General features: G+C 45.7%; 11 protein-coding genes and 1 tRNA gene. 9 read left to right on the forward strand and 3 right to left on the reverse strand.

Going from position 1 to position 14057, the window contains the following annotated elements:
- Window positions 1-93 precede the first annotated feature (93 nt).
- Both NBH06_RS06140 and NBH06_RS06145 read left to right on the forward strand, forming a co-directional pair.
- On the forward strand, window positions 94-789 hold the full coding sequence (locus tag NBH06_RS06140; protein WP_195491053.1) for a CDP-alcohol phosphatidyltransferase family protein: 696 nt from the start codon (window positions 94-96) through the stop codon (window positions 787-789).
- Window positions 790-799: 10 nt separating this feature from the next.
- Window positions 800-1249, forward strand: coding sequence for a GtrA family protein (locus NBH06_RS06145; protein ID WP_008861496.1), 450 nt, complete (start codon window positions 800-802; stop codon window positions 1247-1249).
- Between the two features lie 595 nt (window positions 1250-1844).
- Here NBH06_RS06145 and NBH06_RS06150 read toward each other — a convergent pair.
- Together NBH06_RS06150 and tamL are read right to left on the reverse strand one after the other, a co-directional pair.
- Window positions 1845-1918: transfer RNA gene (locus NBH06_RS06150), tRNA-Arg, on the reverse strand.
- Between the two features lie 97 nt (window positions 1919-2015).
- A complete protein-coding gene (gene tamL, locus NBH06_RS06155; protein ID WP_250793339.1) occupies window positions 2016-4448 on the reverse strand; it encodes a translocation and assembly module lipoprotein TamL in 2433 nt (810 codons plus the stop codon).
- A gap of 321 nt (window positions 4449-4769) precedes the next feature.
- Between tamL and ilvD the strand changes: the two genes are divergently transcribed.
- The 7 genes from ilvD to NBH06_RS06190 all read left to right on the forward strand — a co-directional run bounded on the left by ilvD (window position 4770) and on the right by NBH06_RS06190 (window position 11985).
- Window positions 4770-6596 (forward strand): dihydroxy-acid dehydratase, encoded by a 1827-nt coding sequence (ilvD, locus tag NBH06_RS06160; RefSeq protein ID WP_250793340.1) that lies wholly within the window; start codon window positions 4770-4772, stop codon window positions 6594-6596.
- 30 nt (window positions 6597-6626) lie between these two features.
- Complete coding sequence (ilvB, locus tag NBH06_RS06165) at window positions 6627-8336, forward strand: biosynthetic-type acetolactate synthase large subunit (RefSeq protein WP_250793341.1); 1710 nt, start codon at window positions 6627-6629, stop codon at window positions 8334-8336.
- Window positions 8337-8343: 7 nt separating this feature from the next.
- Window positions 8344-8889 carry an acetolactate synthase small subunit gene (gene ilvN / locus NBH06_RS06170; protein ID WP_008861492.1) on the forward strand — a complete coding sequence of 182 codons (546 nt, stop codon included), beginning with the start codon at window positions 8344-8346 and terminating at the stop codon, window positions 8887-8889.
- A complete protein-coding gene (locus tag NBH06_RS06175) occupies window positions 8886-9650 on the forward strand; it encodes an acyl-[acyl-carrier-protein] thioesterase (RefSeq protein ID WP_021891275.1) in 765 nt (254 codons plus the stop codon). The genes ilvN and NBH06_RS06175 overlap by 4 nt, the downstream gene beginning before the upstream one ends.
- Window positions 9651-9684: 34 nt before the next feature.
- Window positions 9685-10731 carry a ketol-acid reductoisomerase gene (gene ilvC, locus NBH06_RS06180; RefSeq protein ID WP_046414794.1) on the forward strand — a complete coding sequence of 349 codons (1047 nt, stop codon included), beginning with the start codon at window positions 9685-9687 and terminating at the stop codon, window positions 10729-10731.
- Between the two features lie 168 nt (window positions 10732-10899).
- On the forward strand, window positions 10900-11622 hold the full coding sequence (gene ric / locus NBH06_RS06185) for an iron-sulfur cluster repair di-iron protein (RefSeq protein WP_250793342.1): 723 nt from the start codon (window positions 10900-10902) through the stop codon (window positions 11620-11622).
- A 6-nt stretch (window positions 11623-11628) separates the two neighbouring features.
- Window positions 11629-11985 carry a DUF488 domain-containing protein gene (locus tag NBH06_RS06190; RefSeq protein WP_250793343.1) on the forward strand — a complete coding sequence of 119 codons (357 nt, stop codon included), beginning with the start codon at window positions 11629-11631 and terminating at the stop codon, window positions 11983-11985.
- A 173-nt stretch (window positions 11986-12158) separates the two neighbouring features.
- Here NBH06_RS06190 and yidC read toward each other — a convergent pair whose 3' ends face one another.
- Entirely contained in the window at window positions 12159-14057 is a 1899-nt protein-coding gene (gene yidC, locus NBH06_RS06195) for a membrane protein insertase YidC (RefSeq protein ID WP_250793344.1), read from the reverse strand.

A 14057-nucleotide genomic window follows, 5' to 3' on the forward strand; every position in this document is an offset into this window, starting at 1 on the left:
GAATACCCGAATCTTTCAAAAACATGAATAATTTAATACACTTTTTTTACTCGGTTTGCTAAATAATCTGTACTTTTGTACAAAAATTAGGAAATGGGAAAAGAAACATCTGAAAGAATACAGACTTCCGTGCTCAATGCAGCAGAGAAAAAAGTTTTGGTTTGGCTGGCTCAACGACAACCGGCATGGGTTACTTCGGACTTCCTCACATATACCGGCGTAGTAGGAGCTCTCGTATGCGCAGTGGGATTCGTATTGGCTCATATAGATAAAAACTACCTGTGGATTTCTTCTCTCGGGTTGGTAATTAACTGGTATGGCGACAGCCTCGACGGCACTCTTGCCAGAGTAAGGAATGCACAAAGACCCGTTTATGGATTTTTTATCGACCATACGCTCGATGCCGTCACCATCTGTATCATGTGTATCGGAGCCGGTCTTTCGCCCATGTTCAGGCTCGATGTAGCGATGCTGGTATTAGTGGGCTATTTGGTTCTTTCAATTTATACGTATATCTCGACAATCCTAAGCGGTAAGTTCCTGCTCACTTACGGCAGCCTCGGGCCAACAGAATTCCGATTGATCGTTATTCTCATCAACACGGTGTTCATGTATACTTCCCTCTCGGAAATAAAGTGGACCATCGAAGGGCAAACATTGGGCATATTCGATGTAGCCGGATTGTTCATTGCCTGCTTCTTGTTCGTGGCATGGTTGGTTCAATTCATCACCGACCGTCGCATTTTGTCCAAACAAGATCCATTGAAACCCTATTCTCCTAAAAAATAATAAAGATACGGTGTTAAAGCTGCGTATTTACCTACAATTCGTAGTCAGTCGGCTATTGGGCACAGGTGTCGATACCTTGATACTGTGGATATGCTCGACTTTTATATTCAGCAGCTACTGGGAGGTATATGTCCTTTCCCCTATCATCAGTTTTGAATTTGCCGTATTGAGCAATTTCCTATGTTCTTATTTTTGGATATGGAAAAGTAGAATCGGCCGTCGTTCGACGTCTGATTTCTGTATTCGTTTTCTCATGTTCAATCTTTCATCGGGAGCCGGCTTCTTAATGAAAATGTTTTTTCTACTCATTTTCCAAAAGATATTCGGCTGGGACGTTATCTATTGTAATCTTGCCGCCCTGCTTATTTCGGGATTGTTCAACTATTTCGTAGCGGATATGCTGGTATTCAAATCACGCAAACGGGTGAAAGTCGAAAGTTTCGACAGCAACGATTGCTGAATAAGCACCCTACATAAACCCATAAAGCTCTTCCTTTTCGGTGAATTAAGCCTAAATCTCTCTACAAAATTCGCCTCCAAAAAGAATCTTATTTCTATTTCAAGCCCGTCTCGACTTGTTGCTAAGCAGGGGGAGCTTTTGTATATTTATTTCTCCCTCGTCCTGTGGTACACTCCACCTCATTTATGATAAACAAAAGGTGGACGAGACTTAACTCCACTGCCGGTATTTTCCAACCTCTCCGCCCTTCGTACATCTACCCTATCGTACATACATGCGCAGAAGAGGGAGACACATTTCCTATTTCGTTACAGTCCAACGAGGTTTTTATACAACAAGACAAAACATTCTAACCTTCTCCCCTGTGTTTTTGCAACGCAAAAACACCCCGTAATACTACGGGACACAGCAGGGAGGAGGGTAAATAACCCTCTATTCATTGCAGAGAAGTGCACCTATATCGCTTTGCGACACCCCGTAATGCCACGGGACACGGCAGCGGAGGAGTGTGAAATTTTAGTAGATGGGATAGGGAGAGAATTAATAAAGTCGTATAAAAACGAAAGGGAAGCAAAAAATTTGCTTCCCTTTCGAGTGATTGAGTTGGGATTCGAACCCAAGACCCACAGCTTAGAAGGCTGTTGCTCTATCCAGCTGAGCTACTCAACCGACCTTTTATGAAAAAGTGCTGCAAAGTTAGGGATATTTCGGGATATTCCAAATATATGTATCCTATTTTTTGTAGCCCTCATATAAAATAGAAGTATCAGAAAGGATACCCCACCGTGAAATGAAACGCAGAATCTCGTTTGAAGTTCTGCGATGCGATTGCCCAATGGTCTTGTCCGGCCGCCGGATTATAGGCTTTCATTCCCATGTCGAAGCGAAGTAAGAAATAGCTGAAATCCAGACGGATTCCCAATCCATAGGCCAACGCGATTTCCTTATAAAACGAATCCAGTCGGAACTGACCGCCGGGCTGCGATTCGTAATCACGAATCGTCCAAATATTACCGGCATCGATAAAAGCTCCCAACTCTACTTTCCAAAATAGTTTGGTGCGATATTCAAGATTTATATCGAGGCGTATATCTCCACACTGATTGATAAATTCGGACACAGAATTATTGCCGTTATAACTACCGGGACCGAGCGTTCTTACCGACCACCCCCGCACACTGTTGGCTCCACCCGAATAGTAGCGTTTCTCAAAAGGTAAAATATCGGAATTCCCATAGGGTATGCCTATTCCTCCGCCTACATGAAAAGCGATAGAGTTTCTCTCGTCAATCAAATGGGTAAAACTATAATCGAAATCGAATTTAGCATACTGGGAATATCGGATACCAAAAATCTTGTACCCCCCATCGGGCTCCTTCGAGGTAAGTTTGGAAAAGGCATTGAGCACGTTGCCCGCTATTTCTCCCGCAGCCCTCAACGTATAGACATTGGTGCGACGCTGCACCGGATTGGAGGGATTGAGATTGGAGCAATAAAAGGTATATCCCATACGCATGATGAAGTGATCCTCGTAACTGTATCGTAAAAGCGGATTATCGGGGGCTATGTTTTCGAGAAATCCGTCGGTCTTACGAGGCAAATAGACATAATTTATATCCAACAGGTCGTAGTTGTGACGGTAGAATCCCCGATTGGTCGTCCACTTATATTTCCAAGCTGCTCCCCAAATGACTCGCGTATACTCGGGACGTTGCTGGAAATTAAGATTTATACTATATTCGGTGCTGGCCTTCATACGCCGCCGAAAATCGGTACGCAAAAACGGGAAAAGAAATTTGGGATAAGTAACTCCTATCTCCCCTCCCAACTCGGTATATCGGTCGTTGATGAGTCCGCTCAAATCGCCCGACAAACTTTCATAAGCACCGCGTACCTTAGCCGAAAAAGTTTCGGAACCCTTGAAGATATTACGATGTTGATAAGTAGCTCCCACGGCAAAACCTAAATCGCCCTCGGAATTAGTACCTTCCAATTCGAGCGAGACAGACTGCGGCTTATCCTTGCTGAGCAAGATATAACAATCCAATTGATTTACACCTTCGTCGTTCCGACCGGCCGGCTCGAAGCGAATATTGACATATTTGACAATACGCAATCTCCCGAATGCCGTATAGGTATTGTCCACATCTCGACTACTGAACAACAACCCCGGACGAATGAAACAATTCTCCACCAATGTTTCCCGTCGAATATAAGGGCGATCGCCTTCCACGAAATAATAATTCTTATATGTACCGGCATTGGCAACATCAATTTGGTCGGTCGCCGTCGGGTCATAAGACAACACAAAATAGATTTTCCTCATATAATACCGTTCGTACGGACGATACCCCGAAGCATTGGCAACAGACTCAGGAACGAGGTTCATAGTGAGATCGACTGCTTTCGAACGGTCGGCGGTATCCGCCGTATAGGTAATCAGTTCTTTATTAAAAGCATAAAAGCCATCACGCCGCAACATATCGGAAATACGTTGCCTTTCCTCGTCCAACACATTTCTATCGAAATTCGATCCTTTCTTCAAAAGCGAATGAGAGACATATTGCCGCTCAACAAGCCGGGAAATCGTATCGTTTGAAATACGATAGTCTATATCGTCTATGTAATGCGGCGTATTTGCCGAGACTCGATAGAACACGTCCATACGTTTACCTTTCGAAACCGTATCGACATCGACCCGAGCAGCCATGTACCCCTTATTATTCATGGCCTTCTCCATTTGCATACGAGAATTTTCTATCAAAACCGGGTCGTAAATTATCGGGGGTGTACCGGCATTCCTTACCCAACGGTTATACCATTTGGTCGAATCGTTTCCCGACAAATTATATAGCCCGAGCGTAAAGCGGAACAACCCGAACATACGGTGATTAGGCTCTTGACGCAAATAGGATTTCAAATCGGAAGGTTTCACCGACTTATCATCGGTCTCTATCTTTACATGGTCGAGCAGATAGCTACCGTCCGGGACATGGCGGGTAGGACTACACGCAACCAGAACAACACCGACGATCGCTCCTAAACTTGCCTTTATAACTCGACGAATTTTCAACGCTTCTCCGATAACTTGATTCTTTCTCGATGGATAAAACCTTGCAAATATACACTTTATTTTTTTCAATTCCAGCCATTCATTAGGCAGAAGCAAGAAGACAAAAATTAACCGGGTTTCAATCACACAGTTATACGATGTTTTTTATTTTCATTTATCACATTAAACCCCGTAAATACAAGCAATTTAAAATAGCAAACATATATTTTCTTTCAAATTATTTGTTTATATCACAAAATAGTTATACATTTGCAACATCATAAACGATATTTATGTGATAATTATGTTACTACACGTCATTTCTCTATCGGTCATTAGCGAACTTCTTGTCGTGAGTCGGTAAGGTGGAAAGGCGTATGTAGTTACTTCTCATAGAATGTTAAATTAGAGTAATTGTAAAAACCTTTCCACACTGCGGAAAGGTTTTTCTTTTAATGAGTACAGATTATGAAACATCAATTGCGGAGTGCGACGAGCACTGGCGGAAGGAGAATGGCAGGAGCGAGAGCTCTATGGAGAGCCAACGGCATGAAAGAAACGGAGATGGGAAACCCCATCATCGCAATCGTCAATTCGTTCACCCAATTCGTTCCCGGCCATGTACATCTGCATGAAATAGGGCAAACGGTAAAAAAAGAAATCGAGAAATCAGGATGCTTTGCCGCCGAATTCAACACGATCGCTATCGACGACGGCATAGCTATGGGACATGACGGCATGCTTTATTCCCTTCCCTCCCGCGACCTCATCGCCGACAGCGTCGAATATATGGTCAATGCACACAAGGCCGATGCGATGATTTGTATCAGCAATTGCGATAAAATCACGCCGGGCATGCTCATGGCGTCCATGCGGCTCAACATTCCTACCATCTTCGTATCAGGAGGTCCTATGGAAGCGGGGCATCTCGATGGGAAAGGACTCGATTTAATCGATGCCATGGTCGAATCGGCCGACGAAACCATAAGCGACGAACAAGTACGCCGAGTAGAACATGCCGCATGCCCTACTTGCGGTTCCTGCTCGGGCATGTTTACCGCCAACTCCATGAACTGCCTCAACGAAGCCATCGGTCTGGCTCTCCCCGGAAACGGTACTGTCGTAGCGACCCACCGCAACAGGGAACGGTTATTCATACAAGCTGCCCGACAAATCGTGGAGAACTGCCGGGCTTATTACCAAGACGGCGATGAAAGCGTATTGCCCCGTAACATCGCTACTCGCGCGGCATTCCTCAATGCGATGACTCTCGATATTGCCATGGGGGGCTCTACCAACACGGTATTGCACCTGCTCGCCATAGCCCAAGAGGCCGGAGTAGACTTTACGATACAAGACATAGACACCCTGTCCCGCAAGTCGCCGGTGCTTTGCAAAGTAGCACCCAATTCGCACTACCACATACAAGACGTGAACCGTGCGGGAGGTATTCTCTCGATTCTCGCCATACTCGAAAAAGAGGGGCTGATAGACGCATCTGTCCATCGAGTAGATCGACTGTCCTTAACCGAAGCCATCGAACAGTATGCGATACGAAACGGAACATGTCCCCCCGAAGCGGAAAGGCTTTGGAAAAGCGCACCGGGCAACCGGTTCAACCTCGTGATGGGCTCTCAGGAAAACTATTACGACAAGCTCGATACCGACCGTTCGAAAGGGTGTATCCGCGATTTCGAACACGCTTATGTCAAAGACGGTGGACTGGCCGTACTTTTCGGTAATATCGCCCAAGACGGCTGTATCGTCAAAACGGCCGGAGTGGACGAAAACATTTTCCGCTTCAAGGGAAGAGCCAAAGTATTCGAATCGCAGGAAGAGGCTTGCGAAGGCATACTCGGCGGGAAAGTAGAGAGCGGAGACGTGGTCGTCATCATCTACGAAGGCCCCAAAGGAGGCCCCGGCATGCAAGAGATGCTCTACCCTACCTCGTATATCAAATCGAAACACCTCGGCAAAGCCTGTGCCCTCATTACAGACGGGCGTTTCTCGGGAGGGACATCGGGACTTTCCATCGGACATATCTCGCCCGAAGCAGCCGCCGGCGGAAACATAGGATTAGTGCGGAACGGCGACCTCATCGAAATAGACATTCCCAACCGCAGCATCAACCTGCTTATCGAAGAAACAGAAATGGAACGTCGCAGAGCAGAAGAAAATACCCGGGGAAAAGAGGCATTCACCCCTCGACACAGAACACGAAACATATCGAAAGCCTTGCAAGCCTATGCTGCCTTAGTAAGCTCGGCCGACAAAGGTGCTGTACGAATTATCTAAGAAACAGAGTCCCAATTGTACAAAACGACTATGGCAACAGAGAAAATAAGCGGAGCGGAAGCGCTCATCAAATCGCTCATCGCAGAAAAGACAGAGTATATATTCGGATATCCGGGAGGAGCCATCATGCCCGTATTCGATGTTCTCTACGATTATCGAGACAAATTGAAACATATCCTCGTGAGGCACGAACAAGGAGCGACTCATGCCGCACAAGGGTACGCACGAGTATCGGGGAAGACCGGAGTCGTCATGGTCACCTCGGGTCCCGCCGCCACCAATATCATCACGGGGCTCTCGGATGCCATGATGGACAGCACTCCGCTCATCGTCATCACCGGGCAGGTCGCCTCTCCCCTATTGGGCTCGGACGCTTTTCAGGAAACCGATGTCGTAGGAATCACCCAGCCGGTGACCAAATGGAGTTACCAGATACGTCACAGCGAAGAAATAGCTTGGGCGGTAGCAAGAGCTTTTTACATCGCCGGGAACGGTCGTCCAGGTCCCGTGGTTCTCGACATTGCCAAAGATGCCCAAACGGGAATGACCGAATTCGACTACAAACCCTGTCAATTCATTCGCAGCTACAACCCTTATCCCGACATACAACCCGGCGAAATAGAGGAAGCCGCCCGGCTTATCAACCAGTCTCGCAAGCCGTTCATACTCGCCGGTCAGGGGGTAGTTATCTCCCATGCTGAAAAGGAATTGTCGGAACTGGCCGAAAAAGCCGATATACCAGTAGGTTGCACTCTGTTGGGATTATCGGCAATGCCGACCGGCCACCCCCTATACAAAGGCATGTTAGGCATGCACGGCAGCATAGCCGCCAACATCAAGACCAACGAATGCGACCTGCTCATCGCCATCGGCATGCGGTTCGACGACCGAGTAACGGGCGACTTGAAACAATATGCCCGACAAGCCAAAGTAATTCATATAGACATCGACCCGTCGGAATTTAACAAAAACGTGAAGTGCGATGTATCAGTACTGGGTGATGCCCGTGCCGTATTGCAAAAGCTGAACGAAAAAATCGTTCCTGCCAAACACACCGAATGGATAGAATCTTTCTCGGTGTGTGAAATGGTGGAAAGAGAAAAGGTCATAGAACCGGAGATACACCCCCGGAAACCATTGATGAATATGGGAGAGGTCGCCCGAAAGGTATCCGAAGCCACAGGCAACGACAGTATTCTCGTGACCGACGTGGGACAAAACCAAATGCTATCGGCCCGATATTACCGGTTCAAAAGATCCCGCAGTATCGTTACCTCCGGCGGATTGGGCACTATGGGGTTCGGCCTTCCCGCCGCTATCGGAGCCAAGATAGGCAATCCCGACCGCACGGTCTGCTTTTTTACCGGAGACGGAGGACTGCAAATGACAATCGAAGAATTGGGTACAATCATGCAATATGGTATCGATGTGAAGATCATTATTCTCAATAATAATTTCTTGGGTATGGTAAAACAATGGCAAGACCTGTTCTTCGACCATCGCTACTCCGAAACCCCAATGCTGAATCCCGATTTTACGGGCGTGGCAGCAGCTTACGGCATAGCCAGCGAAAGGGTCGCCACCCGCGAAGAACTCGACTCTGCCATACGACGTATGCTCGACCACCGCGGAGCTTACCTGCTCGATGTACAAATAGACCCGGATTGCATGGTATTCCCGATGACTCCCGCCGGGAGCTGTGTAACCCATATCATGCTCAACGCCACTGAAAAATATTAAGACCGATATGACTCAACAGACATTATATACCGTAACCGTTTATTCTGAAAACCAAGTAGGATTACTGAATCAGATTTCGATTATCTTTACACGCCGACAGCTCAATATCGAGAGCCTGTCGGTATCGGGCTCGGCTATCGAAGGTGTACACAAATTTACCATCACGACATACAGCGACCGCGAAACGATGGAAAAACTGGTCAAGCAGATAGAAAAACGAATAGACGTATTACGCGCCTTCTTTTATACCGACGACGAAATCATTTTTCAAGAGGTCGCACTTTACAAGGTTCCTACCGACAAACTATTGGACGACAGGAGCATCGAAGATTTGATTCGCAAACACAATGCCCGCATTTTGGAAGTGAACCGCACATATACCGTCATCGAGAAATCGGGCCACCCCGACGAAACTCAATCTCTGTTCGAAGAACTGAGTCGATACGATGTCATGCAATTCGTCCGGTCGGGACGTGTCGCCATAACCAAATCGACCGTCGAGCACGTAAGCATATTCCTACAAGAACAACAATACCGACAAAACCAACTATGAAAGAAAAAGAAGAACAATCCAAACGACAAACAGAACCGGTCTACTCCAAAACTTATACCGTAGAGCCGGCCGAAGGAAACGGTCAACAGGAGTTGCCGCTCACCCTGCTCGCCAAACGAATACTCGAAGTGGCTACGTTACATGCCGAATCGTGGGGCGTGGGATATAGTACGCTCATCAAAAACCGGCAAGTATGGGTACTCTCCCGGCTCACCGTCGAAATGTACCGTTATCCGCTCATCAACGAGCATTATACTTTACAAACATGGATCGAAGGGTATAACAAGCATTTTTCATCGAGAAACTTCGCCATACTGGGAGAGGACGGCTCTCCCTGCGGATATGCCCGCACGATTTGGGTCGTTATCGATTTGGATAGTCGCACATCGGTAGATATAAGTCAATTCGAATATATCGCCGAGAACATATCGGACAAAGCATGTCCCATCGAAAAGCAATCGAGAGTACGCGATGTACATGACGAAAATGCAGTAATCTATCCTGTGACTTATAACGATATAGATTTGAACCGACATGTCAACAGTGTGAAATACATCGAGCACGAACTCGACCTTTTCCCTTTCGAACGGTATGACAAACAACGTATCCGACGGTTCGAAATAAGCTATGCCAACGAAGCTCGATACGGTTCTACCCTGCAACTGCTGAAAGAGGAAGAAGCTCCGGATTATTTTACCTTAGAAATACGGGACGACCAAACCGTGTACTGCAAAGGAAGAATCATATTTGAAAACAGATAAAACCAATTTAATTAACCTCTAAACAAAAAAGAAAATGGCAATCATGAATTTTGGCGGTGTTGACGAAAACGTAGTCACCCGGGAAGAATTTCCATTGGAAAAGGCAAGGGAAATCCTCAAAGACGAAACCATCGCCGTTATCGGATACGGCGTACAAGGTCCCGGACAAAGTATGAACTTGCGGGACAACGGATTCAATGTCATCGTCGGGCAAAGAAAAGGCTCGAAGACATGGGATAAAGCGGTGGCCGACGGCTGGGTTCCCGGCGAAACGCTTTTCGAAATCGAAGAGGCTTGCCAGCGTGGAACAATTATCGAATACCTTCTTTCCGACGCAGCTCAAATAGAGGTATGGCCCAAAGTGAAAAAACATCTTACCGCCGGTAAAACGCTTTATTTTTCTCATGGATTCGCCATCACCTACAAAGAGCGCACGGGTATCGTTCCTCCTGCCGATGTCGATGTAGTACTGGTTGCGCCCAAAGGTTCGGGAACCAGTTTACGGCGCATGTTCTTGCAAGGTCGGGGGCTCAATTCGAGCTATGCTATTTTCCAAGATGCGACTGGGCACGCCAAAGAGAAAGTTATAGCTCTCGGTATCGGAGTCGGTTCGGGATACCTTTTTGAAACTACTTTCAAACGCGAAGTTTATTCCGACCTTACCGGAGAACGGGGAACTCTCATGGGAGCCATTCAAGGTATTTTCGCCGCACAATACGACACACTGCGCGCACACGGACACAGCCCTTCGGAAGCATTCAACGAAACGGTCGAAGAGCTTACCCAATCACTGATGCCTCTTGTCGCCGAAAACGGTATGGACTGGATGTATGCCAACTGCTCGACAACAGCCCAGCGAGGAGCTCTCGACTGGTGGAAAAAGTTTCGTGATGCTACCAAACCCGTATTCGAAGAACTGTATGAAGAGGTAGCCAAAGGGAACGAAGCTCAACGCTCTATCGACACGAACAGTAAAGAGGGATATCGCGATGGACTGAACAAAGAGTTGAAAGAGTTGCGAGAAAGCGAGATGTGGCAAGCCGGTGTGACCGTTCGAAAATTACGCCCCGAAAATAACTAACCGGCAAATAGATTACCATATAGAAAAGAGATTATCCCACTCGTTGGGATAATCTCTTTTCTTATACCCGAACGTATAGAATAAATAACCATAAACCTCGAAACTTTTTCTTCGATAAATTGTATTGACAATACCGGGAATTTCCGGGAAATAAAAATATATCGGAATATGAAATCCTACGAAACCCTGACTGTCGGCCAAATTGTCGCCGACAAATACGAAGCAGCGAATGTATTTGAAAAATACGGTATCGACTACTGTTGCCACGGTTCCACACCGTTGCTCGAAGCCTGTAAAAATGCAAATGTAGAACTCGACCAAGTCCAAAAAGAACTCGAAAATACTCCATCGTCTGCTTACGGAAACATCGATTTTACCAATTGGCCTATCGATTTACTCATAGACTATATTCTCAAAATCCACCACCGCAACATTCGCTCGCACGGGCCAGAATTATTACATCTCTTGGACAAAGTTTGTAATGTCCACGGAGATCGCCACCCGGAACTATACAAAATACGTACTCTCTTTCACGACTCGCTCGAAAGCCTTTACAGCCATCTCGACAAAGAAGAACTGGTTTTATTCCCTTATATCTACGAAATGTTTAAGGCCAGAGAAGAGCACAAACATTTACCCGATTTCCATTGCGGTTCGATCGAAGCTCCCATCTCGGTAATGTTGTCGGAACACGAGGCTGAGGGAGAACGATTCCAGCATATCAACCGATTAACCCAAAACTACACAGTCCCCAAAGATGCTTGCAACAGTTACCGATTGGCTTTCGACAGATTGAAATCTTTTGAAAAAGCCCTACACCAACACATTCACCTCGAAAACAATATAGTCTTTCCACGAGCTATTGAAATGGAAAAAGAATTAAGGAAATAGGTAACCATGCAAATCAATATAAAACGGGTATACGATCCTCCAAAAGTATCGGACGGCTATCGTATATTAATAGATCGCTTATGGCCCAGAGGCACGAAAAAAGAGGCTCTGAAATATGATATCTGGGAGAAGAACATTGCTCCTTCTCCCGCATTACGCCGATGGTTCCATGAGAATCCGCAAGAGCATTGGGAGGGATTCGTATCGCTATATTCAAAAGAGTTGGAAAACTCCGCCTCTGTAAAAGATTTCGTCGAAAAAATAAAGAGCCACGATCGAATAACATTATTGTATGCCTCAAAAGATGCCACCCACAATCATGCTTCAGTACTAAGACAGTTTCTACAAAATCATCTACACTAATTGCCGCATAAACTACCTGCGCCACTACTAAAAAGAACGATGGAGAACGAAGTTGTCACTTGCCGATCGTATATAAAAGTAGTATGTTTCCAGTATTCTTTCCCATAAAATAAAACGGGAAAAATCCGAAACTATCATAAATAACGAAGGGGAGCAATGCTCCCCTTCGTTATTTATCGACGACGCTGTTGTTTGTTTCGTTGCTTCTGTTGTTCTCTCAACGCAGCCTGCTGCTGGCGTTGCGCTTCTTCCAACCGAGCCATGAAACCGCTCTTCTTGCGAGGTTTCTTTTGATTCTCTTTCAACTCGGCAAGAACTTTCTCCTCATTGATACACTTACGGAATACATAGGTTTGAATAATCGTAATCAACAACGACAAGAAATAATAATAACTCAACCCGGCCGAATAATTATTAAAGAATACCAAGAACATGACGGGCATCAGATACATCATGAACTTCATACCCGGCATCTGTTGTTGTCCGGCGGTATTCTGCATATTGATTTTGGTGTATATCAAGTTGGTAATAGTCATCAACAAACAGAAAAGGCTGATGTGATTACCAAAATAGGGCGTTATCAACGGTATATAAGTATCCCAACTTACGATCGCATCATAGGTCGACAAATCTTTCGCCCACAAGAACGATTCACCCCGAAGCTCGATAGAAGACGGGAAGAAGGTGAACATCGCAATAAGAATAGGCATTTGTAAAAGTAACGGCAAACACCCGCCCATAGGATTCACTCCCGCCTTGCTGTACAGATCCATTGTCAAACGCTGACGCTCCATCACTTTATCCTGCCCCGGATACTTATCATTAATCTCCTTAATTTGAGGGGCTAAAACCCGCATACGAGCCTGCGACTTATAAGATTTATACGTGAAGGGGAATAAAACGAGCTTTATAAATATCGTCAACAACAAAATGATAACGCCATAATTGCTGAAAAATTTACCCAAGAAGGTGAATACCGGTATAACGATGAGCGTATTTATCCAACGGAAAAACTTATATCCCAGTGGAACGAGCTTATCCAAATCGAGTGTCTGGTCTCCCGAAAGATCGTCGTCATAAGAGGACAATAACGGATAAGAATTCGGTCCGAGAAAAATATTGAATCCGGCAACCTGCGGCTCTTTCGAATCATAATCTATCGTACTCTCGGCATGAAACTGTTTCAAATATCTATCTTCTTCCAAAGACCGAGAGGTAAAAATTCCGTCGTTAAATTTTCCATCGGCAATAAAAGTAGTAGAGAAGAACTGGTTTTTAAACCCAATCCATTTAAGGCTCGTAGTCGCTTTCTCTTCATCGTTACCCGACTCGCTCAAATGCTCTACATCGTCTCCTGCAAATTTATAATACAAGGCACTATTTCTCTCCTCAAACATACGTCCTTGTTCTTGACGGCGCATTTTCTGGTCCCAAATAAAATCCCAATAAACAGCGCTCGACGGAATTACCCGATCCATATCTTTCTGCCAGATATCCATTTTCAACATATAGCTGTCTTCCGGCAAAGAATATCGAATGCCCATCTGGCTTCCATTGGCAAGCTGCAATGTCATATTTACAGCATTACCATCGATTTCGGGAGTAAAATATAAATCGCGTGTATCGATCACGCGCGCATTCGTACGAATAATGAATCCATAGTCGTTTTCGTCTCCGGTAAACAGAGTCACATTCGTGGAATCATAGGCCATGTAATCATTCAAAACAGCCTCATAAAGACGACCTCCTTTATTAGAAAACTTCAATGTCACCTTATTATTGGACAAAGTAGTAAATTCTTCCGAACCTTCGGCACAAGGAGCGAACTCGCCGAAACGCGCTATCAAACCTGCATTTTTTAATGAATCGGCAACTTCTCCCGAAACGGTATCGGTCGAAACGGGTGTTTCTGCCAAAGCGGCCTCGGCCATACGTTCCGCTTCCACAGCGGCAATCGAATCATTATACCGACGCTGTGCCTCCAATTGTTCGGGTGTAGGCTGCATCCACCAAGAGAAAAGCAGCACAACTACGACCATCAATACAAGACCTAAAATCGTGTTTTTATCCAT

Origin of the sequence: Barnesiella sp. B2-R-119 (genome assembly GCF_023656675.1) — a bacterium.
GTDB classification, from domain to species: domain Bacteria; phylum Bacteroidota; class Bacteroidia; order Bacteroidales; family Barnesiellaceae; genus Barnesiella; species Barnesiella intestinihominis.

Coding starts and splice junctions, on each gene's coding strand:
- NBH06_RS06190 (WP_250793343.1), top strand. CDS start 11,629: ATGCAAATCAATATAAAACGGGTATACGATCCTCCAAAAGTATCGGAC.
- ilvC (WP_046414794.1), top strand. CDS start 9,685: ATGGCAATCATGAATTTTGGCGGTGTTGACGAAAACGTAGTCACCCGG.
- NBH06_RS06140 (WP_195491053.1), top strand. CDS start 94: ATGGGAAAAGAAACATCTGAAAGAATACAGACTTCCGTGCTCAATGCA.
- ilvD (WP_250793340.1), top strand. CDS start 4,770: ATGAAACATCAATTGCGGAGTGCGACGAGCACTGGCGGAAGGAGAATG.
- ilvN (WP_008861492.1), top strand. CDS start 8,344: ATGACTCAACAGACATTATATACCGTAACCGTTTATTCTGAAAACCAA.
- ric (WP_250793342.1), top strand. CDS start 10,900: ATGAAATCCTACGAAACCCTGACTGTCGGCCAAATTGTCGCCGACAAA.
- ilvB (WP_250793341.1), top strand. CDS start 6,627: ATGGCAACAGAGAAAATAAGCGGAGCGGAAGCGCTCATCAAATCGCTC.
- yidC (WP_250793344.1), bottom strand. CDS start 14,057: ATGGATAAAAACACGATTTTAGGTCTTGTATTGATGGTCGTAGTTGTG.
- NBH06_RS06175 (WP_021891275.1), top strand. CDS start 8,886: ATGAAAGAAAAAGAAGAACAATCCAAACGACAAACAGAACCGGTCTAC.